At 51.1% G+C, this 26,945-nt stretch carries 24 protein-coding genes; 19 read left to right on the forward strand and 5 right to left on the reverse strand.

Annotation, left to right across the window (positions count from 1 at the left end):
- A complete protein-coding gene (gene hflC / locus AB8881_11640; GenBank protein XDZ63183.1) occupies positions 1–879 on the forward strand; it encodes a protease modulator HflC in 879 nt (292 codons plus the stop codon).
- A gap of 280 nt (positions 880–1,159) precedes the next feature.
- Positions 1,160–2,653 carry a DegQ family serine endoprotease gene (locus AB8881_11645; protein XDZ63184.1) on the forward strand — a complete coding sequence of 498 codons (1,494 nt, stop codon included), beginning with the start codon at positions 1,160–1,162 and terminating at the stop codon, positions 2,651–2,653.
- Between the two features lie 133 nt (positions 2,654–2,786).
- On the opposite strand, the gene serB is transcribed toward AB8881_11645, so the two are convergent.
- Positions 2,787–3,725 carry a phosphoserine phosphatase SerB gene (gene serB, locus AB8881_11650; GenBank protein XDZ63185.1) on the reverse strand — a complete coding sequence of 313 codons (939 nt, stop codon included), beginning with the start codon at positions 3,723–3,725 and terminating at the stop codon, positions 2,787–2,789.
- Positions 3,726–3,767: 42 nt separating this feature from the next.
- On the opposite strand from serB, the gene miaA reads away from it, so the two are divergent.
- From miaA to AB8881_11705, 11 genes are all read left to right on the forward strand, one after another.
- Positions 3,768–4,721, forward strand: coding sequence for a tRNA (adenosine(37)-N6)-dimethylallyltransferase MiaA (miaA, locus tag AB8881_11655; protein ID XDZ63186.1), 954 nt, complete (start codon positions 3,768–3,770; stop codon positions 4,719–4,721).
- 79 nt (positions 4,722–4,800) lie between these two features.
- Positions 4,801–4,941, forward strand: a complete 141-nt coding sequence (locus AB8881_11660; protein ID XDZ63187.1) for a hypothetical protein — start codon at positions 4,801–4,803, stop codon at positions 4,939–4,941.
- Entirely contained in the window at positions 4,941–6,752 is a 1,812-nt protein-coding gene (locus tag AB8881_11665; protein XDZ63188.1) for an acetolactate synthase 3 large subunit, read from the forward strand. The genes AB8881_11660 and AB8881_11665 overlap by 1 nt, the downstream gene beginning before the upstream one ends.
- A 26-nt stretch (positions 6,753–6,778) precedes the next feature.
- Positions 6,779–7,303, forward strand: coding sequence for an acetolactate synthase small subunit (ilvN, locus tag AB8881_11670; protein ID XDZ63189.1), 525 nt, complete (start codon positions 6,779–6,781; stop codon positions 7,301–7,303).
- A gap of 145 nt (positions 7,304–7,448) precedes the next feature.
- Positions 7,449–8,468: a ketol-acid reductoisomerase gene (ilvC, locus tag AB8881_11675; protein ID XDZ63190.1), complete on the forward strand. Its 1,020-nt coding sequence runs from the start codon at positions 7,449–7,451 to the stop codon at positions 8,466–8,468.
- Positions 8,469–8,608: 140 nt separating this feature from the next.
- The gene (locus tag AB8881_11680) at positions 8,609–9,646 is read left to right on the forward strand and encodes a rod shape-determining protein (protein XDZ63191.1); all 1,038 of its coding nucleotides are present in this window, start codon (positions 8,609–8,611) and stop codon (positions 9,644–9,646) included.
- Between the two features lie 14 nt (positions 9,647–9,660).
- The gene (gene mreC, locus AB8881_11685; protein XDZ63192.1) at positions 9,661–10,575 is read left to right on the forward strand and encodes a rod shape-determining protein MreC; all 915 of its coding nucleotides are present in this window, start codon (positions 9,661–9,663) and stop codon (positions 10,573–10,575) included.
- Complete coding sequence (gene mreD, locus AB8881_11690) at positions 10,572–11,108, forward strand: rod shape-determining protein MreD (protein ID XDZ63193.1); 537 nt, start codon at positions 10,572–10,574, stop codon at positions 11,106–11,108. Before mreC ends, mreD begins: the two co-directional genes overlap by 4 nt.
- Entirely contained in the window at positions 11,108–13,057 is a 1,950-nt protein-coding gene (gene mrdA / locus AB8881_11695; GenBank protein XDZ63194.1) for a penicillin-binding protein 2, read from the forward strand. The genes mreD and mrdA overlap by 1 nt, the downstream gene beginning before the upstream one ends.
- A 2-nt stretch (positions 13,058–13,059) precedes the next feature.
- Positions 13,060–14,154 (forward strand): rod shape-determining protein RodA, encoded by a 1,095-nt coding sequence (gene rodA / locus AB8881_11700; protein ID XDZ63195.1) that lies wholly within the window; start codon positions 13,060–13,062, stop codon positions 14,152–14,154.
- Positions 14,155–14,263: 109 nt separating this feature from the next.
- Positions 14,264–15,271 carry a putative transporter gene (locus AB8881_11705; protein XDZ63196.1) on the forward strand — a complete coding sequence of 336 codons (1,008 nt, stop codon included), beginning with the start codon at positions 14,264–14,266 and terminating at the stop codon, positions 15,269–15,271.
- Positions 15,272–15,364: 93 nt separating this feature from the next.
- Here the strand turns inward: AB8881_11705 and AB8881_11710 are convergent, their stop codons facing one another.
- Both AB8881_11710 and glmU read right to left on the reverse strand, forming a co-directional pair.
- Complete coding sequence (locus AB8881_11710) at positions 15,365–16,804, reverse strand: PfkB family carbohydrate kinase (GenBank protein ID XDZ63197.1); 1,440 nt, start codon at positions 16,802–16,804, stop codon at positions 15,365–15,367.
- 45 nt (positions 16,805–16,849) lie between these two features.
- Positions 16,850–18,214, reverse strand: a complete 1,365-nt coding sequence (gene glmU / locus AB8881_11715) for a bifunctional UDP-N-acetylglucosamine diphosphorylase/glucosamine-1-phosphate N-acetyltransferase GlmU (GenBank protein XDZ63198.1) — start codon at positions 18,212–18,214, stop codon at positions 16,850–16,852.
- A gap of 218 nt (positions 18,215–18,432) precedes the next feature.
- Between glmU and glmS the strand changes: the two genes are divergently transcribed.
- Together glmS and AB8881_11725 are read left to right on the forward strand one after the other, a co-directional pair.
- Entirely contained in the window at positions 18,433–20,253 is a 1,821-nt protein-coding gene (gene glmS, locus AB8881_11720) for a glutamine--fructose-6-phosphate transaminase (isomerizing) (protein XDZ63199.1), read from the forward strand.
- Between the two features lie 184 nt (positions 20,254–20,437).
- On the forward strand, positions 20,438–20,989 hold the full coding sequence (locus AB8881_11725) for a peroxiredoxin (protein XDZ63200.1): 552 nt from the start codon (positions 20,438–20,440) through the stop codon (positions 20,987–20,989).
- Between the two features lie 32 nt (positions 20,990–21,021).
- Here AB8881_11725 and AB8881_11730 read toward each other — a convergent pair whose 3' ends face one another.
- Positions 21,022–21,468, reverse strand: coding sequence for an N-acetyltransferase family protein (locus tag AB8881_11730; GenBank protein ID XDZ63201.1), 447 nt, complete (start codon positions 21,466–21,468; stop codon positions 21,022–21,024).
- A 338-nt stretch (positions 21,469–21,806) separates the two neighbouring features.
- Between AB8881_11730 and AB8881_11735 the strand changes: the two genes are divergently transcribed.
- The 4 genes from AB8881_11735 to AB8881_11750 all read left to right on the forward strand — a co-directional run bounded on the left by AB8881_11735 (position 21,807) and on the right by AB8881_11750 (position 24,722).
- The gene (locus AB8881_11735; protein ID XDZ63202.1) at positions 21,807–22,694 is read left to right on the forward strand and encodes a DMT family transporter; all 888 of its coding nucleotides are present in this window, start codon (positions 21,807–21,809) and stop codon (positions 22,692–22,694) included.
- 168 nt (positions 22,695–22,862) lie between these two features.
- Complete coding sequence (locus tag AB8881_11740) at positions 22,863–23,405, forward strand: DNA-deoxyinosine glycosylase (protein XDZ63203.1); 543 nt, start codon at positions 22,863–22,865, stop codon at positions 23,403–23,405.
- A 281-nt stretch (positions 23,406–23,686) separates the two neighbouring features.
- Positions 23,687–24,115, forward strand: coding sequence for a GNAT family acetyltransferase (locus AB8881_11745; protein ID XDZ63204.1), 429 nt, complete (start codon positions 23,687–23,689; stop codon positions 24,113–24,115).
- Positions 24,116–24,131: 16 nt separating this feature from the next.
- Positions 24,132–24,722, forward strand: a complete 591-nt coding sequence (locus AB8881_11750) for a LysE family translocator (protein XDZ63205.1) — start codon at positions 24,132–24,134, stop codon at positions 24,720–24,722.
- 38 nt (positions 24,723–24,760) lie between these two features.
- Here the strand turns inward: AB8881_11750 and AB8881_11755 are convergent, their stop codons facing one another.
- Positions 24,761–26,935, reverse strand: a complete 2,175-nt coding sequence (locus AB8881_11755) for an LPS-assembly protein LptD (GenBank protein ID XDZ63206.1) — start codon at positions 26,933–26,935, stop codon at positions 24,761–24,763.
- Between the last annotated feature and the right edge of the window lie 10 nt (positions 26,936–26,945).

Genomic DNA, 26,945 nt, shown 5'->3' on the forward strand with positions numbered 1-26,945 from the left:
ATGGCATCATTTCGTTTAGTGACTGTTGCGCTGTTGTTTGTAGGTGGCCTTGCCGCTTATAATTCAGCCTTTACCGTGGATCAGACCCAACAGGCACTTGTGCTGCAATTGGGCGAGCCAAAGCGGACAATTCAGGAACCTGGCCTTGCGTTTAAGCTGCCGTTCATTCAGGACGTCACCTATTACGAAAAGCGGGTGTTAAGCCTAATCCCGCAGGATGCCGAAGAGGTGATCCTGTCTGATCAGAAGCGTTTGAAAGTGGATGCCTATGCCCGCTATCAGATTTCTGACCCGTTGCTGTTCTATCAAACAGTCCGCAATGAGTCGGGTGCGCGCGGACGGCTTGAGGCGATCATCGATTCGTCGGTTCGCCGGGCACTGGGCCGGGAAACATTGGCATCAATCCTGACGGGGCAGCGTAACGACATTACCCGGTCGATTGGTGATGAGGTGAACCAGTCCGTAACATCGCTTGGTATCCAAATCATTGACGTGCGCTTGCGCCGTGCTGATTATCCAGAAGCGACCAGCCAGAACATCTTTAACCGGATGAAATCTGAGCGCACAAGAGAGGCCAAGGAATTCCGCGCGACAGGTGAAGAAGAAGCGCAGAAAATTCGGTCAGCCGCCGAAAAGGTGCGTACCGTGATCATTTCTGAGGCGCAGCGTACATCGCAGGAAACACGCGGTGCGGGTGACTCAGAAGCCATTCGTATCTATGCGGACAGTTTTGGTCAGGACGCCGAATTCTTTGCTTTTTACCGGTCAATGGAAGCCTATCGCAAATCGTTTGGCGAGCAGGATACCTCAATGGTGCTGTCGCCGGATAGCAAGTTCTTCCGCTTCTTCTTGGACAAGGACGGTGCGCCTTCAAAGTAGAGGTTAAAAAATAATCAGGGGGGCTGGTTGCGTGGCGGGTTAGACGTTCATATCTAACTAGTCAGTGTGGTCGGCCCTTTTTTTACAGGTTGTTTCGTGGGGTCATTCGCCTTGTTTGGGGTCTTGTTTCAGCGGCGTTTATGGAATGAGCCGAAATGAACACGAAGCTGCCTTTTTTTGGTCATGCTGTTACGGCATGTCTTTAGACAGTCATTACCCGTATTTGCGGGTGGTTATTGTCATCTTAAATTGACCTCATTGCCCTAAGGGAGTGTTTATTATGCTTGTCAGACTGTTGCAGCCAATCCAGCAACCTCTAAGTCGAAGGCGTTTGCCTCATTGGCGCACGGATGTTCTGGTATCGCTTGCCGTTGCCTTTACAATCATGTTCGTGTCGGTTGGTATCTCGGCGGCAGAACGCCCAAATTCTTTTGCGGATCAGGTTGAAAAACTATCGCCATCAGTGGTGAATATTTCGACAACGACCATCGTAAATGACGGGCCGAGTGCAGATATGCCGCAATTCCCGCCTGGGTCACCATTCGAAGAATTCTTTAAAAACTTTGGTGATAATAACCGCCAACGCAAGTCACAGTCACTTGGGTCGGGCTTTATTATTGATGCCGAGGGTATTGTCGTCACCAATTACCATGTGATCGAGAATGCTGAGGAAATTCGCGTTATTCTTGCCGATGAGACCAGCTTTACCGCCAAGGTGCTGGGTCAGGACAAAAAAACCGATATTGCGGTTTTGAAGATTGAACCGGGTGAAACCAAGCTAACAGCGGTTGCTTTTGGCAATTCAGATGATTTGCGGGTTGGTGATTGGGTGCTGGCGATCGGTAATCCGTTTGGCCTCGGCGGCACGGTAACGGCAGGGATTGTCTCGGCCCGTGGGCGCGATATTGGCAACGGCCCTTATGATGATTTCATCCAGACCGATGCCTCGATCAACCGCGGCAACTCGGGTGGTCCCTTGTTTAATGTCGAGGGTGAGGTGATCGGTATTAATACCGCAATCTATTCACAATCAGGCGGTTCAGTGGGCATTGGCTTTGCGATTTCATCAAACCTAGCCGAACGCGTGGCAAGCCAGCTTGTTGAATTTGGCCAGACACGCCGCGGCTGGCTTGGTGTGTTTATTCAAGAAGTAACGCCTGACATTGCGGAATCGCTTGGTCTGAAAGATGCGGCTGGTGCCTTGGTGTCATCGATCAACGAAAACAGCCCTGCTGCCAAAGGCGGCGTTCAACCGGGTGACGTGATCTTGAAATTTGATGGCAAGCTCATCGACAAGATGCGTGATCTGCCGCGCATTGTTGCGGAAACCGATATTGGTACAAAGGTTGATGTCGAACTATTCCGTCAGGGCAAGGCAAAAACCGTTCAGATTACCCTTGGCGAGCTGGAAAAGGCCGAACTTGTCGGCCTTGCCGGCGGTGGTAAAAAAGAGGGTGAGCAGAACAAGCAAAGCTTTGGTAGCCTTGGCTTTTCCGTTCAGAGCCTAACGCCGAAACTTGCCGGTGAAATGGGGCTTGATGCGGAGAAAACTGGGATCGTTGTCAGCGAGGTGATTGCTGGCAGTCCGGCCGCCGATAAAGGGCTTCAGGTGGGCGATATCCTGCGCCGTTTTGGTCAACGTCCCGTTGTCGGGGTGGCCGAGCTTGCCAAGGATATTGAGGATGCGGAACAGGGCGGCCGGCCAGGAATTTTGATCCTGATCGAGCGCGAGGGCCGTGAACGCTTTATCCAGATTAGCTTTGCCAAGAAATAGGCAAACCCCAAACCTGCCAAGTGCGGTGCAAAAAATGCGCCCGCGCTGATGTGAGTGCTATTGCCATTGCACCCAAAAAGGGGCCGGATTTCGGCCCCTTTTCCTGTTTGATGGCATAAATGGCAAATATCTGTCAGCGCGACGCTAAGGCGTGAACAATATCGCTGTCTTGATAGCCTTGCAGGTATAAAAGCCCTTTCAGGTCAGTGTGATTTAACTGGATTGCAACCTCGCTCAAAAGCAGTGGCTTGCCCTCGAATGCGACCCCCATCCCCGCGGCTTGCAGCATGGCAAGATCATTTGCGCCATCGCCAATCGTTGCCGCATCACTGGGGGTGATGCCGTGAAGCGCGCAATAATGCGCCAGATACCCTGCCTTGGCGTTACGGTCGAGAACGGGTGTTTGCACCGTTCCCAAAATTTTTCCATCTGCAATATGCATATGATTGGCATGATTGTCATGAAATCCACATAAGGCCGCAACCGGGCCAGTGATGACGTCAAATCCGCCAGATACGAGATAGCATTTGGCGCCATTGGCGCGCATCGTTTGGACAAGGTCTATCGCGCCTGATGTCGGGGTGGCTGTCGTAATCAACTGGTCAAACAGGCTGCTGGGCTTTCCTGCCAGCATTGCAACACGTTCAAACAACGCCTCTTCAAAGTCAATTTCGCCCGCCATCGCGCGTTGGGTAATGGCCGTGACCGCGTCGCCAAGACCGGCAAGCGTTGCAAGATCATCCAGTGACTCACTGGCAATAATCGTACTGTCCATATCGGCAATCAGCATTTGTTTGCGGCGGCCGGCAAGGGGAATTATATTGACATCTAGCCCCAGTTGGGCTGCACGGCTGCGCAAGGCCTGAAATTCTGAATTATGCGGCAGACCCGCCGCGTCAAAACTGGCATCTGGATCACAAATCAACTGGGCGGCATAGCCCCGATGCAGCCAATGCGGCGGTTCGACTGGCTGTAAAAAGCCATAATGATCTGCCAGATTTGCCAGCCATGATGCGGCATCACTGGCAGATGATGGGTGTTTGGAGGTTGAAAAAACAAGTGCATGATGCATAGTGCAGTCGCCTGCCGCCAAGCGGCTAATTGGAGTAAACTATTGTCAAATACAGCGCAAAATGCCCTGAAAAACGAGACTGACACCAGCTATATCATGATTGCCGGCCCAACTGCATCAGGTAAATCACAGCTAGCGGTTGATCTGGCGGCGCGACTTGATGGCGAGGTCATCAACGCTGACTCGATGCAGCTTTATGCTGATCTCTCAATTTTAACGGCGCGCCCGTCGGCGGCTGACATGCAAGAGGTTCCGCATCATCTTTATGGTGTCTTGGATGGTGCGCACCGGGCATCGGTTGCTGAGTGGCTGGATTTGGCAGCAACGGCGATGGCGGTGGTGCGCGGGCGTGGAAAACTGCCAATTATTATTGGTGGAACCGGAATGTATCTCGATGCGGCAATCAAGGGGATTGCGCCAATCCCCGATGTGCCCAAACCAATCCATGACGATTGCGTCGCGCTTTACCGTCAAATTGGTGGTGTTGCATTTCGCCAGCGCCTCGCAATTCATGATCCGGTGGTGGCGGGGCGACTTGCCGATGGTGATAGTCAACGGCTTATTCGCGCCATGGGGGTTTGGAGTGCGACCGGAACACCGCTTGGGCAATGGCAGGCGGCACCGCATCAAGGCGCTTTGCCCGGCAGAGCGGTAAAGCTGGCGATGTTACCGCCGCGAGAATGTTTGTATCAGCGGATTGATGCGCGTTTTGATCAGATGCTGCAACAAGGCGCGATGGATGAGGTGCGCCAGCTTTACCAGCGCCAGCTTGATCCGTCATTGCCGCTGATGAAGGCACTTGGCGTGTCGGCGTTAAAATCTGTTCTTGACCAGTCAATGACGATTGATGCGGCCGCCTATGTTGCCAAGCGCGATAGTCGCCATTACGCAAAACGGCAGATGACATGGCTCCGGAATAATTATAATACGCAAATTACCCTTGATAAGAAATTATCGGAAAGTTTTTTCGAAAATATCTTTGCACTTATTCGCTAAAAATGGTTGACCCTTCGGTCAAAAACTGGCACTACATTCCAATAAACTAAGCTGTTCCCTTGAAATTAAGGATTTAGTGATGACGTGGCACTTGATAGCGTGTCATGGCAACCTGTTTTACAAGGCTGATGGCAGTGTCTTTTTAGATGCGCTGGGCGTGATTTGGACGGTCGGCGGACTTAGTGCGACGAATGTATTAAATTTATGGGAAACACGATAATGGCGAAATCTGCCCCCACAGACCGCAAGCAGGCGGCATCAAAAAATGGTGTGCTGGCGTTAGCTGGTGCGGAAATCCTTCTAAAGACGCTCGAAGATGAGGGTGTTGAGGTGATTTTTGGCTATCCGGGCGGTGCGGTGCTGCCGATCTATGACGCCTTATTCAAAAATAACAAAATCAGACATATTTTGGTGCGCCATGAGCAAGCAGCGGTTCATGCTGCCGAGGGCTATGCGCGCTCAACTGGCAAGGTTGGTGTGGTGCTGGTGACATCTGGGCCGGGGGCAACCAATGCGGTGACCGGCCTTACCGATGCGTTAATGGACTCGGTTCCGGTGGTGTGCCTGACCGGTCAAGTGCCGACGCATCTGATTGGTAATGATGCGTTTCAAGAGGCCGACACAACCGGCATCACGCGCGCCTGCACCAAGCATAATTATCTGGTGAAAGACGGGAGCGTTCTGCAGCAAACCGTTGCCGAGGCGTTCCATGTCGCGCGGTCAGGCCGGCCTGGCCCGGTGCTGATTGATCTGCCAAAAGACATTCTGATGGGCGAGTATGGGTATAAAACTGACGGCGTTGCCGCAGTGGCAAAACAACGTTACGCGCCGCAAACCCGCCCCGATGCCGAGGCGATCAAGGCGGCTGTGGCTATGCTGAAACGCGCCGAACGCCCGATTATCTATGGCGGTGGCGGGATCATCAATTCAGGGCCAAAAGCATCGGCATTGTTGCAGCAACTGGTTGATATGACCGGGTGGCCGACGACCCTGACCTTAATGGGTCTTGGCGCTTTGCCTGCATCAGACAAGCATTTTCTTGGGATGCTGGGGATGCATGGCACCTATGAGGCGAACTGGGCTATGCATGATTGCGATATCATGCTGAATATCGGCGCACGTTTTGATGATCGCGTGACCGGCCGAATCAGCGGGTTTGCGCCGAAATCAGAAAAAATCCATATCGATATTGATCCGTCATCGGTGAATAAGAACGTCAAGGTTGACCTGTCAATCATTGGTGATGCGACGATCGTTCTGGAAATGCTGATTGCTGAAATGAAGGTGCAATCTTTTGCCCCGCATGAGGCATCACTGGCAAAATGGTGGAAACAGATCAAAAGCTGGCAAAAAATCAATTGTCTTGGGTTTGATCAGGGCGCTGACGTTATCAAGCCGCAGCACGCCATCAAGCGGCTATGTGAGATGACCTCAGATCATGATTCCTACGTCACGACCGAGGTCGGCCAGCATCAAATGTGGGCGGCGCAATATTACGATTTTGAAAAGCCAAACCGCTGGATGACATCAGGCGGGCTCGGCACGATGGGGTATGGCCTGCCAGCCGCGCTAGGGGTGCAGGTGGCTCATCCTGACGCATTAGTCATTGATATTGCTGGCGAAGCCTCGTTTATGATGAATATGCAGGAATTGTCGACCTTGGCGCAATATAACCTGCCGGTAAAGATGTTCATCATCAACAATGAGTGGATGGGAATGGTGCGGCAGTGGCAGGAATTGATCCATGGTGGTCGCTATTCCGAGTCATACAGTGCCTCATTGCCCGATTTCCGCAAGCTGGCTGATACTTTTGGCATGGTCGGGCTAGTTGCCGAAAAGCCAGACGATCTGGATGGTGTAATTGCCGAAATGCTGGCAACACCGGGGCCGGTCATTGCCGATATCCGCGTCGCCAAAGAAGAAAACTGCTTCCCGATGATCCCATCAGGGGCTGCGCATAATGAAATGCTTTTGGGGCCTGCAGATCAGGCTACCAAGCCAATTTCCGAAGAGGGTATGGTGCTGGTTTAGACTGGCCATTAAGGAGTTTTATCGACATGAGCATTAATGAAATAGTTGAACGCCATATTATTTCGGTTTTGGTGGATGACGAGCCGGGCGTACTGGCACGGGTGATCGGGCTGTTTTCTGGGCGTGGCTACAATATTGAAAGCCTGACCGTTGCCGAGGTTGAATGGAACCGCGGCCTGTCACGGATTTCGATTGTAACGTCTGGAACGCCAATGGTGATTGAACAGATCAAGGCACAGCTATCGCGTCTGGTGCCAATCCATTCGGTCTGTGATTTGACCGAAATGGGTGCCGCCATTGAACGTGAATTGGCCTTGGTAAAAATCATCAATGATGGTGATAACCGGATTGAGGCATTACGGATCGCTGATACTTTCCGTGCAAGAACACTAGACAGCACACTAGATAGTTTTGTATTTGAGGTGACAGGAAATTCGTCAAAGGTTGCTGCCTTCATTGATTTGATGCAGTCGCTTGGTGATGTGGAGATCGCGCGGACCGGTGTTTCGGCTATTTCACGCGGCAACCGGATCGATTTAACGGCTAAATAAAACGCCGGAATTAGCGAATTTACGCAAAGGGTCTGGATCACACCGCCACAGTTGGGGTGCGATGTTATATTTAAATAGGATGGTCATGAGTATCTGGCATTAGGGTCAGCACCGGATCAGCCGTCAAATGAGGAGAAAACTGTCAATGCGTGTCTATTACGATCGTGATGCCGATGTTGGGCTGATCAAGAAAAAGAAGGTTGTTATTGTTGGTTATGGCAGCCAAGGTCATGCTCATGCAGCAAACTTGAAAGATAGTGGCGTTGCTGAAGTTGCTGTTGCGTTGCGGGCGGACTCGTCAAGCCGCGCCAAAGCGCGCGATGCCGGTTTCAAGGTCATGGATGTTGCTGAAGCATCAAAATGGGGCGATGTCATCATGATGCTGACCCCTGACGAATTGCAGGCCGATATCTATGCTGATGAAATCGCTGAAAATATCCGTCCGGGTGCAGCGATTGCTTTTGCGCATGGTTTGAATGTTCACTTCAACCTGATCGAGCCGCGGACTGACATTGACGTTTTCATGGTTGCCCCAAAGGGCCCGGGCCACACTGTTCGTTCAGAATATGTAAAAGGTGGCGGTGTTCCTTGCCTGATCGCTGTGCATCAGGACTCATCTGGAAATGCGCATGAAATTGGTCTTTCATATGCCTCTGCTGTTGGTGGTGGCCGTTCAGGTATCATCGAAACCACATTCAAAGAAGAGTGTGAAACCGATTTGTTCGGCGAGCAGGCAGTTCTTTGCGGCGGCCTTTGCGAATTGATCAAGGCTGGTTTTGAGACATTGGTCGAAGCAGGCTATGCGCCTGAAATGGCCTATTTTGAGTGTCTGCACGAAGTCAAACTGATTGTGGATCTGATTTATGAAGGTGGTATCGCCAACATGAATTACTCAATCTCAAATACCGCCGAATACGGTGAATATGTCACTGGCCCACGGATTATCACCGATGAGACCAAGGCCGAGATGAAGCGCGTTCTTGAAGATATTCAGGCTGGTCACTTTACCCGTGACTGGATGCTTGAGAACAAAGCGCGTCAGACCAGCTTTAAGGCCATTCGTCGCCGGAATACCGAACACCCAATCGAGCAGGTTGGCGCAGAATTGCGCGCGATGATGCCATGGATCGGTGCAAACCGTCTGGTCGACAAGGCAAAGAACTAGTTTTTGCCACTTTGTTGATGTAATGATAATCTATGACGTAAAGGGCCGCTTGGCCCTTTACGTTACTCGCGGTTATCATCCTGATTATCCGCATAAAAGACGCTTCGCCCTAACCAGCGGCTGAAATTTGGAGATGCAATATGTTTGGCGCAATTCTTGGTCTTTTCTCGGCTGATATTGGTATTGATCTAGGAACTGCAAATACGCTGGTCTACGTGAAAGGGCGAGGCATTGTTCTGGACGAGCCATCAGTTGTTGCGATGGCAGAAATCAGGGGCAAGACTCAGGTTCTGGCTGTTGGCGAAGAAGCCAAGGTTATGCTTGGCAAGACGCCGGGCAATATTCGCGCGATCCGCCCGATGGCCGATGGTGTGATTGCCGATTTTGAAGTCGCCGAAGAAATGATCAAACATTTTATTCGCAAGGTGAATGGCCGTATGTCGTTCGCCAGCCCACAGGTTATCGTTTGCGTGCCATCTGGTTCGACTGCGGTTGAACGGCGTGCCATTCAGGAATCAGCCGAGGCCGCTGGCGCGCGCCGTGTCTTTTTGATTGAAGAGCCGATGGCCGCGGCGATTGGTGCCAATCTGCCGGTAACCGAGCCGTCAGGCTCGATGGTGGTTGATATCGGTGGAGGTACGACCGAGGTTGCGATTCTCTCGCTTGGCAATATCGTCTTTGCTCATTCGGTTCGGGTTGGCGGTGACAAGATTGATGAAGCGATCATCGCCTATATGCGCCGCACGCATAATCTTTTGATTGGTGAGGCCACTGCCGAGCGCATTAAGAAAAGCATCGGTGTTGCCCGCAAGCCGGAAAAGAGCAGTGGCAATAAGATTGATGTTCGAGGCCGTGATCTGGTGAATGGTGTGCCCAAGGAAATCACCATTACCGAAGCACAGGTGGCAGAAGCGATCTCCGATCCTGTGCGCCAAGTCGTTGAAGGGGTGAAAATGGCGCTTGAACAGGCCCCACCTGAATTGGCGGCTGATATCGTTGAAAAAGGTATTGTGATGACCGGAGGCGGGGCGCTGCTGCGCGATATTGATGGTGTATTGCGCGATGCAACAGGCCTGCCAATTTCAATTGCCGAGGATCCACTTAGCTGCGTTGCGCTTGGCACAGGACGGTGTCTTGAGGAATTGAAAACCCTTCGGAACGTCCTGATCGGGGCCTAGGCAAGGAGACCGCGATGCGCGTGTCTGATAAAGCCAGAATCAGACAACGCCGTATCATTCATGGCGTCCTTATTCTCTTGAGTTTTTCTCTGATGTTTCTTGGCAAGGCGGATTTATCTGCCTTGCGTAATATTCGTATGGGAAGCAGTGATTTTCTAGCACCGGTCATCGATTTCGTCTCAGCGCCAATCCGTGGCATTGAAACGATGGTAGAGGGGGTGCGAACTGTTGCATCCTTGCGCGCTGAAAATGTCCGGTTGCAGGGCGAAAATGACTTGCTGAAACGGTGGCGTCGCCGCGCCGAAATTCTGGAAAGCGAAAACCGCCAATTGCGGAGCGTTACCGGTGCGGCCACGATTGAAAACCGAACCCCGATTACCGCCCGTGCGGTGACTGCCCCTGGTGGCGGGTTTGCCCATACGGTGTTGATCGCTATTGGCAGTGAAGAGGGCATCGTAAGGGGGAATCCCGTGGTTACCGCCGATGGTTTGGTCGGTATTGTGATTGATGTTGGCCGTGCTTATGCGCGGGTTTTGATGATCAGCGACATCAATGCGCGTATACCGGTTATCCTATCATCATCATCTTGGCCCGGATTGACCGTCGGCCAAAACGGCCAGTTTCTGGATTTGCAGTTTCTGCCCGACGAAGCGCAGCCAAAGATTGGCGAACTGGTCCTGACCTCAGGGCATGGAGGGGTTTTGCCAAATGGCTTGCCGGTGGGACGGGTTGATCAGATCGAGGATGGCACAATAAGGGTTCGCCCTGCAGTTGACCTGCGCAATCTCAGCTATGTTTCAGTTTTGACTGGCGGGCTTGAAGGGATTGATAACAGCAATCTAGATCTGGCTGATTTCTATACACCGCTGCAGATTGATGACACGACCCGGCTGCTTGAAGGCCTGGATTCATCGGGGCAACGCCGATGAAGGATCAGCGGTCTTATTTTGAACGAGCCGATTTTCAATCGGATTTTCCCTTGCAGTTTCTCGCCGGCGTCGTGGGCATGATCCTTGTTTTGTTGGAATTGGGGGTTGCGCAATGGCCGTTTTTTTATGGTGCGGCGCCGGTTCTGTCGCTGATCTTCGTCTATTATATGATCATATATCACGATAAATATATGCCGGTTTTTGTCATATTTTTGATGGGGATCGTTGGTGATGTTCTGTTGTCCGATCTTTTGGGCGGGCGGGCAACCGCCTTTTTGCTGCTGACCTATGTCATGCAGCATCGCCTCGTCCGGCTCCAGCAAAGCGATTTCGGCCAGCTCTGGTTGGATTTTGCAGTTAGCTGTGCGGCGGTCTCATTGTTCCAGCTTTTGTTATTTTCAGCTCTTAATTTTAGGATTCCTGCATTAAGCCCAATTCTGTTCCAGCTTGGAGCAACGTTGATATTATTCCCGATTGGATTTGTAATCATTTTCACCATTCATCGTCTTTTACAGAAGGTGAAAATAGTCTGATGAGCCGTAATAAAACAAAAGATTTGCGCCGCACCATGAGCCGCCGTGGACTATTGCTTGGCGGTGGGGCGGTGGTGTTGACCAGTATTTTGGGCGCACGGCTATTTCAGTTACAAGTTGCCGAAAATAATCGTTATCGGCGGTTATCAGACCGTAATCAGTTTGATCTACGGATTGTCGCACCGACAAGGGGGCGGCTTTTTGACCGCGAGATGCGGTTGCTCGCCGGCAATGCAGAGTCTTTTCAGCTCTATATTACGCCGCTTTATGTTGATGACCTTCAACAGACCTTGGCGGCGCTTGGGCAGATCGTTGATTTAACCCAAAAGCAAATTGATGAGGTGTTTGCCGCAGCGCGCAAAGGCCCATCATTTCATGATATCATTGTACGAGATGATCTCTCGCAACGCGAACTTGCGCGGCTTGCCGTGCGAAGCCCTTTATTAAGCGGGGTTAGTTTTGGCAAGTCATTGCGGCGGATTTATCCGCAAGGCTCGCTCGCCTGTCATGTAACTGGCTATGTCTCGCCGATCACGGCGCGTGAAATTGTGCGTAATCAGGCGCTGGAAAAAACACCGCATCTTGGGACTGGTAAAAATGGGATCGAACTGGCCCATGAACAGAATTTGCGCGGAATTCCGGGGCGCGAGCGTATCGAGGTTAATGCCAAGGGACAGCCAATTCGCGTGTTGCGTGATGTGGGGGCAATTTCGGGCAAGGATTTGCAGCTTTCAATTGATGTCGGGTTGCAGCTGCACTCGGCTGAAATCCTGCGACGCGGCCAGCTGAAACCTGTTGAAATGGGTTCGGCTGACGTGCAACGCGCGCTGGCAAAGGATGATGACTTAAAGGCGCATATCGTGCTTGGCGACAGCCTTATTTTGCGCGATGAGAAAGATCGGCTTGTACCACCGGAGTCTGGCGCAGTGGTTGTCATGGATATCTATAGCGGCGAAATCATATCGCTTGTCTCGGCGCCGATGTTTGATCCAAACCTGTTCACCGGCAGATTGTTGACCCGCGATTGGCGCCGGCTCAATGCGCATCCAAGAAAGCCATTGTTAAACCGCGTGACCGCCGGTCAATATGCCCCCGGTTCGACATTTAAAATGGTGGTAGGGCTTGCGGCGCTTGAGACTGGGGTGATTTCCAGTAAGACCCAGTTTAATTGCTCTGGTGACATGCAGCTTGGCAATGCGAGGTTTCATTGCTGGCGTGACGAGGGTCATGGGGTAATGAATATTATCTCGGCGCTTGAACAATCATGTGACGTGTTTTTCTATGAAGTTGCGCTGAAAACCGGGATTCGAAAAATCAAGAATATGGCGCACAGGTTGGGTCTAGGTGAGGTGACCGGGCTTGGTCTTCCGGGTGAAAAACAGGGCATTATTCCCAGCCATGAATGGAAATTAGCCAACCTTGGCAAGGTTTGGACGCCGGGTGAAACCGTGGTCTCGTCAATCGGACAGGGCTATGTGCTGGCAACGCCTCTGCAATTGGCGGTGATGACGGCGCGCATTGCCAATGGCAAGCACGCAGTCACACCCAGTTTGGTAAAATCACCCGGCGATACGCCGCCAGCCTTTGCGCCATTGGACGTTGATCCCGGCGCCCTTTCGATTATCCGTCAAGGGATGTTTGAGGTGATGAAAGGCGGGCTTGGCACCGCGCGTAAATATGATCTAGAGGCCTCATTTGGCGGGATGGCCGGAAAAACCGGCACTGTGCAGGTCAAGCGCATTACCAAAGCCCAGCGTGAAGAGGGCATTGTCAGCAATATTGACCGGCCATGGGCAGAACGCGACCATGCGCTGTTTGTTGCATATGCGCCGGTAAAACAGCCGCGCTATGCCATTTCGGTAGTGGTCGAACATGGGGGCAGTGGATCATCCACCGCCGCGCCTGTTGCCCGAGATATCCTCACAAAATTAATGCAGGAACAAGGATAGATATGACTGGTCTCAAAACCCTGCTACGTATCCCATGGCATCTGTTGCTGCTCGCTGGCGTTTTGGTGTTGGTGGGATCGCTCGCCCTCTATTCAGCGTCACAAGGGTCTTGGCAGCCATGGGCCGGACGCCACGCAATTCGGGCGACGATTGGCATGGCGCTTGTGGTTGGCATTGCCTTTGTTGATTTCGGCTTTATAAGGCGGATGTCATATGTATTCTTAGCCACAGCAATTCTGGTTCTGCTGGCGGTAATGATCATCGGCACCGGGCAAGGGGTGTCGCGCTGGATCAGCATCGGCGGGGTAAATTTCCAGCCATCAGAACCGACAAAGATAGCCGTCATATTGGCCTTGGCACGTTATTTTGGCAGCCAGTCGCATGATAGAATGCACAGTTTTATATGGTATTTGCCGGCTTTTGTGATCATCGGGATCCCATTTGCGTTGATTATGAAACAGCCTGACCTTGGTACGGCATTGATGCTATTGTTTGGCGGGCTTGCCGTGGTGTTTTCTGCCGGTTTGCCGTGGCGCTATGTGTTAGGTTCGATCGCTGCAGTGCTTGCGGCCGTACCATTGCTGTGGTTGCAGCTTCATGCCTATCAAAAGGCGAGGGTGATGACGTTTTTTAACCCTGAGTCCGACCTTTTAGGGGCAGGCTATCAGATTACCCAGTCGAAGATTGCGCTTGGCTCTGGCGGGGTCTTTGGTAAAGGGTTCTTGATGGGAAGCCAAAGCCAGTTGAATTATCTTCCCGAAAAACAGACTGATTTCGTATTCACCATGATCGGCGAGGAGTTTGGCTTCGCCGGAAATATTTTCATCCTGCTAATCTATCTGCTGTTGACGATCGCAATTCTGCGGATCAGCTATCGGGTGAAAAGCCGTTTTGCTCAGCTGACTTGTGTCGGCATTGGTATGATGGTGTTTTTCTATATGTTCGTAAATGTGGCGATGGTTACCGGTTTATTGCCGGTGGTTGGGGCGCCATTACCGCTGATTTCCTATGGTGGTACGTCAATGCTGACCGTATTTATCGGCTTTGGGATTGTCGCCAGCGCCATCGTGCATGACCGGCGCGAGCGCACGCTTTAACGATTGGCAGCGCATTTGTTTTAATTTAGGTGTATCAAATATAAACGGCGGCACTGCAAAAACGGCAATTGCAGATGCGCGTAACCGCTTTAAATAGTGAGGGATTGAAATGTTTTCGTCTTTTTTCAGATCACGGCGATGGGTGCTTTGGGCTTGGCTTGGCATGATTGTGATTGTTGGCGGTACCTATTATCAGGTGCAGGTTGATGTGATGATCAATAAATGGTTTGGCGAGTTCTACGACATGGTGCAAAAGGCGCTATCAGCACCAAACGCGGTAACACAGGCCGAATTCTACGGTGCTTTGCTCAGTTTCTTCAAAATTGCTGGTGTCTATGTTGTGGTCGCAACATTGCTAAGCTTTTTCTCAAAACACTGGGTGTTCCGCTGGCGTACTGCGATGAATGATTTCTACACAGCCAACTGGGAAAAACTGCGCCGGATTGAGGGTGCTTCTCAGCGCGTTCAAGAAGATACGAAGAGATTTGCCGCGATTATGGAAGGGTTGGGTACCGCGTTTTTAGACTCGGTCATGACGCTATTTGCGTTTTTGCCGATCCTTTGGGGCTTGTCAAAGAACGTTACCGAATTGCCATTTTTTGGGCAGATTGACTACTCGCTTGTTTATGTTGCGATTGTGTTTGCGCTGTTCGGCACGGTTGTTCTGGCCGCGGTCGGCTTTAAACTGCCGGGGCTGGAATTCAATAATCAGGTCGTCGAGGCTGCATACCGGAAAGAACTCGTCTATGGCGAGGACGATCCAGACCGGATCAATCCACCGACAGTCACCGAGTTTTTTGGCAATGTGCGGAAGAATTATTTCCGCCTGTTCTTCCATTATCTCTATTTTGACGTTGCCAAGATTTCCTACCTGCAGGCTGGTGTACTTGTCCCTTATGTCGCACTAGGACCAACGATCGCGGCCGGTGCGATCACTCTTGGCGTGATGCAACAGATTGTGCGCGCCTTTGGCCGGGTCGAGTCATCGCTGCAGTTTCTGGTTCGCAGCTGGCCGACGATTGTCGAGTTGATTTCGATTTACAAGCGTTTGCGTTCATTCGAGGCGATACTGCAGGGGCAAGATATGCCGCACTGGGAAAATCAGAAAATCGATTAATCGGACGGCAACTGTGCAATATTGATCACTGGAAAAGGCGGCGCGCTTGGCAAAGGGCAGGGCGCGCCGCTTTCGTTATGTCTTGACCACTCGTTATGTCTTGATCAATTTGCTGGTCGAATGCCCGTCTAATGTTGGGATGATCACGACCTTGCCGCCGCGTGCTGTCACAATATCGGCGCCAACAACCGCATCTGCTTGATAATCGCCGCCCTTAATGATGATATCTGGTTGTAGCGTTGCGATCAGATCATACGGCGTATCCTCGTCAAACACTGCTACAGCGTCGACAAAGGGCAATGCGGCAAGAACGGCGCTTCTAACCTCGGCTGGCTGATGGGGGCGCTCTGTGCCCTTTAGGCGGCGCAAAGACGCATCACCGTTCAACCCGATCACCAGCCTGTCAGCGGTTGTGGCCGCTTTGGCTAATAGATAGATATGACCCGGATGCAATAAATCAAAACAGCCATTGGCAAAGGCGATTTTATCACCACCATCACGCCAGGTCGTGCATTGCGTGGCAATTTCAGGCCAGTCAGTTGCAGGCGGTATACTGCCTAAATGTGCAAGAATCTCACCCGGTGCCACAATCGCGGTTCCGGATTTGCCAACGGCAACTCCGGCGGCATGATTCGCAAGGCGCACCGCATCCTCAAGCGAAGCACCTGCGGCCAGTGCGCCGGCCACGCTTGCTACCACGGTATCACCAGCACCAGACACATCGAAAATATCACGCGCGCTCGCCGGATCGTGGAACTGGGTTCCATCGGGCTTGCTCAGCATCATGCCGCGCGAACTCAAGGTTGTCAGAACGCTGCCAAATCCCATATCTTTTGTAAGGTTGCTTGCCGCCTTGCCGATCGCTTCAATCGAGGTTAGCGCGTGTTTTGTGCTGTTTTGCAATTCAGCCAGATTGGGCGTTAATAAATCAACGCCGGCATAGGCCGAAACATCAGCTCGTTTCGGATCAGCGATGATTGTTTTACCGCTGGCTTTTGCCCCGCTTATGATTTCTGCCAGCAGTGATAGTGGCAAAGCCCCTTTGGCATAATCGGAGATCACCACCAGATCGGCGCCATCCATTGCAGCCAGCGCGCGGTTTAGAAACTCTTTAGCGGCGGCGGTATCAATATCATCGGTGATTTCATCATCGACGCGCAGAATCTGCTGGCCGCCAGCACGAAACCGTGTTTTTAGGCTGGTTGGCCTGCTGTCCAGTTCAATCGAATCATAAAAAATTGCTGGATGAGCGGCCAATTCACCGGCTAAGTCGGCGCCCGCTGCATCAGTGCCGCAAACGCCAATTAAATGCACCCGCAGCCCTAATTGCGCCAGATTGCAGGCAACATTGGCAGCGCCCCCCGGCATTTGATGAACGCGGCTTTGACCAAGGACTGGCACTGGTGCTTCGGGCGAAATGCGTGTTACGGCGCCATCGACAAAACGGTCAAGCATCACGTCACCAAGAACAAGCACTGTTTTGGATTGCATCGCGCAGATAAGCTTTGCAGCGTTGGCAATGTTAACGTTCATATAATCAAATTCACCTTTACAGTGGCTTATGAGTGGTCTGGACGGCTATTGCGGCTCATTACTGCGGATATGGCGATAGCGGGTTGCCGCATCATGGCGAACATCGAGCGCACTGCGCGTCGTGGCAATGGCGTTGCTGGGAACATCGGCGGTGATGGTACTGCCCGCCCCAATGATAGCGCCGGCGCCAATGCTGACCGGTGCAACAAGTGCTGTGTTTGAACCAATCGAGGCACCATCACCGATCAGCGTTTTAAATTTTCCAAAGCCATCATAATTACAGGTAATCGTGCCGGCACCGATATTTGCGTTGGCACCAATTGTCGTGTCGCCGATATAGGTCAGATGATTTGCCTTACTGCCAGCCCCGATATTTACCTTTTTGGTTTCAACAAAATTACCGATTTTTACACCCTCATCAGCATTGGTGCCGGGACGCAGCCGCGCATAAGGCCCAATGATGCAGCAGGCACCCAACGTCGCGCCTTCGATATGCGAAAAGGATTTGATTATACTGCCCTCGCCAATGACGCTGCCAGCACCAATCACCACATGCGGCTCGATAATAACATCACGGCCAAAGCTGACATCGGCGCTCAGGAACACGGTTTCAGGGGCGTGTAGGGTGACGCCCTGTTCCATAGCTGACGCACGCAGCCGTTTTTGTAAAATGGTCTCGATATGGGCAAGGTCTTGGCGGCTGTTGACGCCAGCAATTTCGGCCTCATCAGTGGTCCGAAAGGTCACGTTAAGCCCTTGCGCATTGGCATGATGAACGATGTCGGTAAGGTAAATCTCGCCTTTCGCATTATCCGGAATGACCTTCTCAAGAAGATCAAACAGCAGCGGACAGCGCACCGCCATAACGCCGCCATTCACCAGCGTGACAGCGCGTTCGGCCTCAGTCGCATCATTATGTTCGACAATCCGGTCAAGCCGATGATTATCTGTTGTTATCAGCCTGCCATAACCGGCCGGATCCGATGCCTCAAACCCAAGAACCGCAATATCGGCGCCATCAGTAATTGCCGCGGCGAGGCTTGACAGCGTTTGCGCTGTCACCAGCGGTGTGTCGGCAAACATGATTAAGGCAATGCCGGAAAAACCGTCTAGGGTGCCGCGGGCGGACAGAACAGCGTGACCGGTTCCCATTGGCGGGTCTTGGACACAGCTATCATGACCATCAAGCCATTTGATAATCGCGTCCGATCCTTTTGGCAGAACGGTGATAATTTGGGTTGCTGATGCCGCTTTGGCTGCGTCAAGAGACCAGGCCAGCATCGGTCTTCCACCGACTTGATGAAGCGGCTTTGGTAATGAGGAATTAAGGCGTGTGCCTTTTCCAGCAGCAAGAATGATAGCAGCAATTTCCATGGCAAATTTATAATCGCAAATACCGGTTAATGCCAAACATTTGCGTTATCGCTGTCCGCTTTTCCGCTCAAAATCGGAGAAAACACAAAAAAAACCTGTTCCTGCCTTTCAATCCTGTCAAAATATATCTATCACAATGCGAGAAAAGATCAGATACTAGGCGGTGGTTAAAGCGGTTAACCTCGCAGCATTAACAGGCTGGCGTAACCCTGCGCCATTTATACCGACGGTGCGATAATGAAAGAGGCGATCTAATGTGCGGAATTGTTGGCGCAGTTGGGCATAAACAATGTAGTGAGGTGCTTCTTGATGCGCTGAAACGTCTTGAATATCGCGGCTATGACAGTTCGGGCATCGTAACGATTAATGAGGGGGTGATCGCGCTAAAACGTGCGGTTGGCAAACTGGTAAATCTCGACAAGGCGCTGAGGGCATCGCCGCTGATGGGCGATGTCGGGATTGGTCACACGCGCTGGGCCACCCATGGCGGTGTTTCAACCGAAAATGCGCACCCGCATGTGGCCGCTGGCCGGGTTGCGATTGTGCATAATGGCATTATTGAAAATCATCGCACCATTCGCAGCCGCCTTGAAGCGGTAGGGTATAAATTTTCCAGCGATACAGATTCTGAAGTTCTGGCACATTTGTTTGTCGAGGCACTGGATGCCGGGCTTGATCCGGCGGCGGCAACGCGCCAAGTGCTTGCTGAAATTGATGGTGCCTATGCGTTTGCAATGATGTCGATCGACCATCCTGATATGCTGATTGTGGCGCGAAATGCCTCGCCACTAGCTCTCGGGATTGGTGATACGGCGTGTTATGTCGGGTCTGATGCGATTGCGCTATCGCACCTGACGCGCAAAGTTGTTTATCTCAAAGACCATGATTATGCGCTGGTTCGTGCCGATGGCGTGTCAGTCTATCAGGCTGATGGGGTGCCGGTGAACCGCGAGGCAGTAATTGTCTCGGCAAGCCCGGGTCTGGTCGATAAGGGCGGCTATCGTCATTACATGGAAAAGGAAATCCATGAACAGCCTGACGCTATTGCCCATTCGCTGGCGGCAATGACGGATGAGTCTGGCAGGTTAACGGCACAGATGAGCGATGATGAGCTGCGGTCGATTGACGGCATCGTCATGGTTGCGGCTGGCACCAGCCATTACGCATCACAGATTGCCCGCTATTGGATTGAGTCGCTGGCCGGTGTGCCGGTGGCCTGCGAGGTGGCATCGGAATATCATTATCGCCAACCGGCAACAGCCCCTTTTGATACAGCGATTGCGATTTCCCAATCTGGTGAAAGCCTCGATACAATGATGGCGATGCGCCACGCGGCCAAATCTGGGTTGAAAACCATCGGATTGGTGAATGTGCCAGACAGCACGATTGCGCGTGAAGCCGATGCGGTTTTACCGACGCGGGCAGGGCCGGAAATTGGTGTTGCCAGCACCAAGGCCTTTACCGCGCAATTAACCGTTTTAATATGTTTTGCGGTGGCGCTAGCCCGGGCCAAGGGACAGATTGATACCGCCAGAGCTGAGGCTATTCACTCCGAAATTCAGGGTCTGCCCGGGCTGGTTGGCAAGGCGCTCGGACTGTTTGATTCGATCCGTCCGGTTGCACATCAGTTATCGCAGGCAAAATCGGCGTTGTATTTGGGGCGTGGCGCGCTGTATCCGCTGGCGCTTGAGGGGGCGTTAAAGCTGAAGGAGCTTAGCTATATTCACGCCGAGGGGTTTGCCTCTGGCGAGATGAAGCATGGCCCGATTGCGCTGATCGAAGACGGCTTGCCAGTCGTTGCGCTACTGGCGGCTGATACGGTGATGACAAAGGCCAGCAGCAACCTTCACGAGGCCAGTGCACGCGGCGGCAAAATCATCCTTTTATCCGAGGCGCGGGCTGCCGATGAGGTGGATTACGCCAGCGCAGTTGTGACTGTGCCAAGTGTTGACCCGCTATTGGCGCCAATCCTGCTGGCGATACCGGCACAGATTCTGGCCTATTTAACCGCGGTTGAAAAAGGCACTGATGTCGATCAACCACGCAATCTGGCAAAATCCGTGACAGTGGAATAGTTCCCAGCCTGCCGGCTTGCAGGTTACGCACCGCCTACAGGGCATGAAATGACGGCTATTTATGTCTTTTCGCTGCTGCAAAAGAAATATATTCTATGGGCACGGTGACAGTATATGCCCGGCTGTGAAACTGGGAAATTACAGATAGCCGTTTTCGCAACGCCAATAATGTCAGAAGATTGAAATGAGCGCATACGATACGATGCCAAACGACCTGCCGAGACCCGTTGATGATGGTGCTTGCGACCATTTGATCGGCACTAAACTTCCAAATATTGATTTAGTCGCAACTGATGGAAGCATTGTGAACTTGTCCGCGCAATCCAGAAAGACTGTTATTTATTGCTATCCCATGACCGGAAAACCCGGCGTTCCGTTGCCAGACGGTTGGGATGAAATCCCCGGTGCTCGTGGTTGCACGCCGCAGAGCTGTTCATTCAGAGACCACCATGCTGAATTATCCGCTTTGGGTGCCGATGTTTTTGGCTTGAGCACACAGAATACCGAATATCAGCAAGAGATGGCGGAACGGCTTCACCTACCATTTTTGGTTCTAAGCGACGCCAATTTTAAGTTCTGTGAAGCGATGACACTTCCAACTTTTGAGGTTAACGGTGTGCGCTTGTTGAAAAGAGTTACAATGATTGCTGATAATAATGAAGTGGTTAGCGTCCATTATCCTGTGTTTCCAAGTGATGGAGACGCCGCATGGGTGATTGAGCAGCTGTCGTATTGACATAAAATGCCGGATCAACGCCCCATCTGGCACTAGCAATCAATGTCCATCTCATACATCGCCCAGTTTGTTTTTGTGGCAATTTTGTCATAAAGCGCGCGGGCACGATAATTATCGTCTCGTGTAATCCACCGGATTTTTGCCCATTCCTGTTTTTTGCCAATCGCCTTTAACGCGTCCAATAGCAATTTTGCTGCGTCACTGCCTCTGTCTTGAGGCCTTACCACCAAATCATCCAGAAACCCCAGATATGCGCCCCTTAACGGGCTTGGCATCGCGCGGTAATGCGCAAGGCCGATCAAACAGCCCCTATCCTCTGCCACAATGCCGGTTAATGGGTGGTTTACATCCATCAGCCACGCCCATGTTTTTGCAATGCCATCATCGGTTAGATCTAGGTCGTAATGTTCAGCGTAAAAGCGGTAAACATCCAACCAATCATCAAAATCCCTCTCATTCAAAGCGCGAATTAATGTCATTCTGCGGTCTCCATAAAGTATAGTCCTTAAAAAAGAATTTCCACGGCCTCAATTTCCACGGCCTCTTGGCCTTTTTATGCTGTTTTACCATTTCTTTAGCCGATTTGTTGAACGATTATTTGGTTGCCCGCGCAATGTCTGTGTGACGAGGCCAGTGCGACGAGGCCAGTGCGACGAGGCCAGTGCGACGAGGCCAGTGCGACGAGACCAGTGTTTGCGGACGCCGGAAAGAGGCGTGAATGATTAGCTTAAGCATGGTATAGAGGATAGGATGAAACTATCAATTACATCCCGCGCCCTTTTTTCATGCGCTCATTCCCGATGATCAGGTCGTCTCGATGAAAAACAAAGATTGGGCTTTGGTCATATCTCTTGGTGTTTTGTGGGGGATGAGCTTTGTCTTTGTTGAATTGCTTTTGGCCTATCTTTGCCCGTTTATGATCGTCTATCTAAGGGTGGCAATTGGGGCGCTGTTCTTGCTGGCTTTTGTTGTGATTAAGCGCGTGCCTTTCGAATTTACGACAAGAAATATTTTCAACCTGTCTGTCATGGCATTGTTGAACAATGTTATTCCGTTTCTGTTGATCACCGTTGGCCAGCAAACAACAACTGGCGGGCTTGCGTCCATTTTGAATGCAAATACATCCTTTGTGACGATAATGTTGGCGGCTTTTTTATTGCCGCATGAAACATTAACGCTAAACCGCGTTGTCGGGGCATTGATAGGCGTTGCGGGTGTTGTGGTGGCAATTGGATATCAGTCTGTTTTCCAAATATATGATGGAACGATTGGGAAATATCTCATTCTATTGGCGACAGTGTCATATGCGTTTGCCGGTATCTGGGGGAAATGGCGGTTGGCGAGCATGCCGCCAATGATTGCGGCAACCGGTATGCTGACGATGAGCGCTGTTATCCTATCGCCCTATGCTTTCAATTGGCATTTTGATGAATTTGCACTATTGGATTGGCGCCTTATTCAATATTCGGTTGCATTTGCTTTGTTATGTTCGGTGATGGCCTATTTTCTCTATTTTAAAATTCTTGAGAGAACAGGCGCTGGAAACCTATTAATCTGCACGATTATTATCCCGCCATCATCAATTCTGGCGAATTCTGTGTTATTTGGTGAGACTGTTACCGTCAATGAAGTGGCAGGTTTGCTGATTATCACCATTGGGCTTATTGTTCTGGATGAAAGATTAATAGGTAAAATATTGAAATAAATATAAATTTTTTATAAATGAAAATTTTATTTCCATATGTTAACTAAAAATTAGTTTAAAATTAATAAATAAAATAAAAACAATATTTTGAAAGTAATTTTTTTGAATCATGATGCCTAACGGGAAATGCCTAAATTACCGTGTATTGACTACTTCAAGGGAGAGGCGATGCCGCGTCAGACGTTAGCCAGTGGCCTTGATCCGCAAATTGGCGAGCAATGCCGTATTCTGGTGCTTGGCAGCATGCCCGGAACCCTGTCATTGCGTGCGGTCGAATATTATGCAAATCCCCGCAATTTATTCTGGGACTGTGTCGAAACGGCATTTGGGATTGACCGAGATCTGCCCTATCAAGCGCGGCTGTCTGCCCTTTATCGCGTCAATGTCGGCTTGTGGGATGTGCTGGCCACCTGCAGCCGCCATGCATCATCTGATGCGACGATACGAGGCGCGCAATGCAATGATTTTGTGCACTTATTGAAAACCCAGCCGCAGATTGAAAGAATTTGCCTGAATGGCAGTACCGCGTTCAATTACTGGCAGCGGCTTGTGATGCCCAGCTTTGGTGACGCGCCACCAAATACTGGCCTTGGCATAAATACTGGCCTCGGCGAAATTGAAATCATCCATCTGCCATCCACATCGCCGGCAAACGCGGGAATGGCGCGCGCGGTCAAGATTGACGCATGGTGCGCCGCCCTGACCCGTTAATATCTGACCCGTTGACACCCGACCCTTTGATACCCGACCCGTTGATACCCGACCCTTTGATACCCGACCCGTTGATACCCGACCCGTTGATACCCGACCCGTTGATACCCGACTGGTTGATACCCGACTGGTTGATACCCGACCGGTTGAAAATTTTGATGCTTTGAGTTGCGGATTAAAAGCTGATATCACACAAATGATCTGGGGCGAAAATGACGGTATAAATCTAATCAGATATCGCTGTTCTCGCCGAATGATTATTAATTTCTGGGGTAAGGCTTATGTCTGAATTGATTATTTCTGATTTTTTGGATGATCAGAGTGAGGCGGTCATCGCGCTGTGGCAGCGTTGCGGCCTAACCCGTAGCTGGAACAATCCGGCGATTGATATCATTCGGAAAAACACTGATAAAAACGGAAAATTTCTGGTTGGTCATGTTGCGCACCGCCTGATTGCTTCGGTCATGATTGGCTATGATGGGCATCGCGGCAGTATCAATTACCTTGCGATTGATCCGGATTATTCTGCGGTTGGTTATGGCAAGGCGATGATGGCCGAAGCAGACCGTTTTTTGATATCAATTGGCTGTCCAAAAATTAATTTATGCGTCCGGCAAGATAATGACCGTGTGGTGTCGTTTTATCAGCAGCTTGGTTATGCGATTGAGCCTGTTCACTTGCTTGGTAAGCGGCTGATCAAAGATGATTAGCGTGGCAATTAGATAAATGCTTGCATTTTTTAGCCTGCTGGCCTTTGTCGCCTTTATGGTCGGAACGCCCGGGCCTGCCAATTTGATTGTGATGCTGGCCGGTGTCCGGCAGGGGCTGGGGCGCTGTCTTGGGTTTATCTTGGGCCTTATTGTTGGCAAGATTCTATTGAATCTGTTCATCGGTTTCGGGTTTGGTCTTGTGCTTGCCAAAGCGCCGTTTTGGCAGATGCTTTTCAGCTATGTCAGTGCCGGCTATATGATCTGGCTTGCGTTAAAATCATGGCCATCAGGTGATGCTAACCTTCATCAAGCCGAGCCTGACGCCCATCATTTTCGGTTCCGAAACGGGATTTTTGTGCATCCGCTCAATCCCAAAGCGTGGGTTATGTCGGTTTTGGCATGGGGAAAATTTGCCCCAGATCTTGGCGATTTTTCAGTGCAATTGCCCGTTGTCATTCTGACCTTTGCCGCCTGTCAATTGGGCTTTCACAGCCTTTGGTGCTGGCTTGGCACGGTTATGGGAAAAAGCCTGCGCAATAATGTTGTGCTAACACGCGCAATGATCATTGCCACAGTTGTTATCGTTATTATTGCGGTGTTGATTTAGGGCGGCCCGCAGGAGCACCGCCCCCGGCGCCATTCCGCTTAATTCCCGCCGAATGTCGATAATGTCGATAATGCCGATTGCGAAATTGCGCCAAGATGTTTGAAGCCTATGACAAAATTCAATTGGTCAACGGCACTGACATCGCGGTCGGCAACGGGATCATGTTTGTAATTGATTGTAACATAAAGGCAATCTTGAATGCCGCCATTCCAGCTAAGCGCCGCCGTGCTTTTTTTCCGAACAGTTTTTCCGTAAGACAAATCCCACAATTGTGTCGCGGCAAACTGCCATCCACCGGCAAAAGATTGACTGTAGGTGGCTGACAATTCTTCGCGGTCGTCATCACTGCTGGAGAAATAGGCTTTGGCGAGCTGATTATGCGTCACGCTAAGGCGGCCATTGCCAAGATTTGAGGACAGCGACGCCTTCGACTCGTTCAAAGTCAGGTTTTTCGATGATATCCGTCCCGACCACCGCAAGTTCAGGCTGTTTGCCGGATTAACCGATAGGCTTGCAACATAGTCTGAATATTTGTCACCCTGATCGGCGTTCAATCCTGCTGAGGCACTACCGGAAATCCGGCGGCTAATTCCCAAAAAGCCAGTAACATCACCAAAGAAATTATCGTTCGTTGTTGCGGATACACCAATATCGGCGCGTGTTCCAGGAAGCGTGAAATCCTTGCCCTGATAACGGTTTAGCAAAAAAAGATTAGCCTCATCAATCCGGTAATCGCCAGCATCACGGTTCGGAATCACCGTGGTGCGATCCTTTCCGCCAACATAAACCAATTGGGTTTGTGGCTCAAAAATCGCTGTGCGGTTCGCGGTTGTTATCGCGATCGGCAGCCGCCATCCGATCGACAGGGCTGGTGTTACAAAACTAACCTCACCCAGACGGGTTGTTGCATCTTCAGGCTTTGCGTGAAGGCTGTAATAACTACCCGTTACGTTGGCTTCGTAATTGGCAACACCGACTGGCAGCTTGAAGTCTTCGGATAATTCGAAAACGCCGCTCCAGCGCGCCAGATCATAGCCTTGGTCATTGTCAAGTTGCAGGGCGCTAAGCTCGGTTCGGAACTGCTGGTTCGCGCGCCATCCTTTTTCAGTTTTTTCATAAAAGATGGCGGGCAGTACAGTTGGTTCATTCACGGTTTTATCGCTATTCACCAATGATTGGCGGTCCGACGCTTCGATGTGGTAATAGCGGTTATCGATGGCTCTTTTGACGTCGAGGGTCGATTTCAGCGATATGTCATCATTGAAATCATAACGGCGCATAAATGTGTCCTGACTGGCGCGGCGCAGACGCGCCCCAAGGTTCCAGCCATTGCCAATGCGGCTTGCAAAGCTCGCATCGACAGCACCAACAAACTCGCGGTTCTTCTTATAGGTCTCGACATTTGCCGTATAGACCATGGCATTCAACTCGGCCTTGTCCCAGAGCTTGCGATAGCGCGTTTTGACGCCAAGCCCGCGATATTGATATTTATAGCCGGTGAATTCTGCGTCACTGGTCTTGTCAATGATCTGGTAATAGGGGATCGACGGGGTCAAACCAAGGTCTGAGCTTACAACAAAGCTGGGGGTTAAAAAGCCCGAGCGGCGCCTTACCGTCCAGTCGGGGTGCGATAGAAATGGCAGATAACCAACTGGCACATTCATCACATTCATGCGCAGGTTGAAATGCGTAATGGTCTGGGTTTTTTCATCACGAACAGACTGGCTGGCCTTAATATCCCATAATGGTCGTTCACCATTTAAAAAATCGCATTTACAGGGGGTAAAACGGCTTTTCTCGAAAATACCACGATCGCCAGCAATGCGATCAGCACTGGCTGCAGACAGCCACTCGCCACTGGCAAAATGCGAGATTATTGTTTCACCAAGAATATGCGTAAATTCGGTATCCAGCTCCATCATTGTGGCGTGAGTGACGGTGCCATCGCCATCGGTATGAATAACATTACCGCGGGCAATGGCTCTGTTCTGGTCACGGTAATAGGTTACTTCGTCAGCGCGCAAATTGTTATTGGCCTGTTTCAGTTCAACATTGCCGGTGGCAAGCAGGCTTCCATCATTCTGATTAACAACGACATTATCAGCTTCAAACCCAATTGGCTCATCTGCGGCAACTACAGAATTAGCAGGTAATGATAACGTCAGCGCCACCAGCAGACAGCGCATATGAAGACTGTTCGATAAAAACCCCAAAACACCTTAT

The organism is Alphaproteobacteria bacterium LSUCC0396 (assembly GCA_041228345.1).
Lineage (GTDB): Bacteria > Pseudomonadota > Alphaproteobacteria > Puniceispirillales > Puniceispirillaceae > UBA3439.

Excerpts from the sequence above, each read along its gene's own strand:
- AB8881_11740 (XDZ63203.1), top strand. The coding sequence starts at position 22,863 with ATGCCGCGTCAGACGTTAGCCAGTGGCCTTGATCCGCAAATTGGCGAG.
- AB8881_11730 (XDZ63201.1), bottom strand. The coding sequence starts at position 21,468 with ATGACATTAATTCGCGCTTTGAATGAGAGGGATTTTGATGATTGGTTG.
- AB8881_11665 (XDZ63188.1), top strand. The coding sequence starts at position 4,941 with ATGGCGAAATCTGCCCCCACAGACCGCAAGCAGGCGGCATCAAAAAAT.
- ilvC (XDZ63190.1), top strand. The coding sequence starts at position 7,449 with ATGCGTGTCTATTACGATCGTGATGCCGATGTTGGGCTGATCAAGAAA.
- AB8881_11745 (XDZ63204.1), top strand. The coding sequence starts at position 23,687 with ATGTCTGAATTGATTATTTCTGATTTTTTGGATGATCAGAGTGAGGCG.
- AB8881_11660 (XDZ63187.1), top strand. The coding sequence starts at position 4,801 with ATGACGTGGCACTTGATAGCGTGTCATGGCAACCTGTTTTACAAGGCT.
- AB8881_11645 (XDZ63184.1), top strand. The coding sequence starts at position 1,160 with ATGCTTGTCAGACTGTTGCAGCCAATCCAGCAACCTCTAAGTCGAAGG.
- hflC (XDZ63183.1), top strand. The coding sequence starts at position 1 with ATGGCATCATTTCGTTTAGTGACTGTTGCGCTGTTGTTTGTAGGTGGC.
- glmS (XDZ63199.1), top strand. The coding sequence starts at position 18,433 with ATGTGCGGAATTGTTGGCGCAGTTGGGCATAAACAATGTAGTGAGGTG.
- mreD (XDZ63193.1), top strand. The coding sequence starts at position 10,572 with ATGAAGGATCAGCGGTCTTATTTTGAACGAGCCGATTTTCAATCGGAT.
- rodA (XDZ63195.1), top strand. The coding sequence starts at position 13,060 with ATGACTGGTCTCAAAACCCTGCTACGTATCCCATGGCATCTGTTGCTG.
- AB8881_11750 (XDZ63205.1), top strand. The coding sequence starts at position 24,132 with ATGCTTGCATTTTTTAGCCTGCTGGCCTTTGTCGCCTTTATGGTCGGA.
- ilvN (XDZ63189.1), top strand. The coding sequence starts at position 6,779 with ATGAGCATTAATGAAATAGTTGAACGCCATATTATTTCGGTTTTGGTG.
- mreC (XDZ63192.1), top strand. The coding sequence starts at position 9,661 with ATGCGCGTGTCTGATAAAGCCAGAATCAGACAACGCCGTATCATTCAT.
- AB8881_11725 (XDZ63200.1), top strand. The coding sequence starts at position 20,438 with ATGAGCGCATACGATACGATGCCAAACGACCTGCCGAGACCCGTTGAT.
- mrdA (XDZ63194.1), top strand. The coding sequence starts at position 11,108 with ATGAGCCGTAATAAAACAAAAGATTTGCGCCGCACCATGAGCCGCCGT.
- AB8881_11680 (XDZ63191.1), top strand. The coding sequence starts at position 8,609 with ATGTTTGGCGCAATTCTTGGTCTTTTCTCGGCTGATATTGGTATTGAT.
- AB8881_11705 (XDZ63196.1), top strand. The coding sequence starts at position 14,264 with ATGTTTTCGTCTTTTTTCAGATCACGGCGATGGGTGCTTTGGGCTTGG.
- AB8881_11710 (XDZ63197.1), bottom strand. The coding sequence starts at position 16,804 with ATGAACGTTAACATTGCCAACGCTGCAAAGCTTATCTGCGCGATGCAA.
- serB (XDZ63185.1), bottom strand. The coding sequence starts at position 3,725 with ATGCATCATGCACTTGTTTTTTCAACCTCCAAACACCCATCATCTGCC.
- AB8881_11735 (XDZ63202.1), top strand. The coding sequence starts at position 21,807 with ATGAAAAACAAAGATTGGGCTTTGGTCATATCTCTTGGTGTTTTGTGG.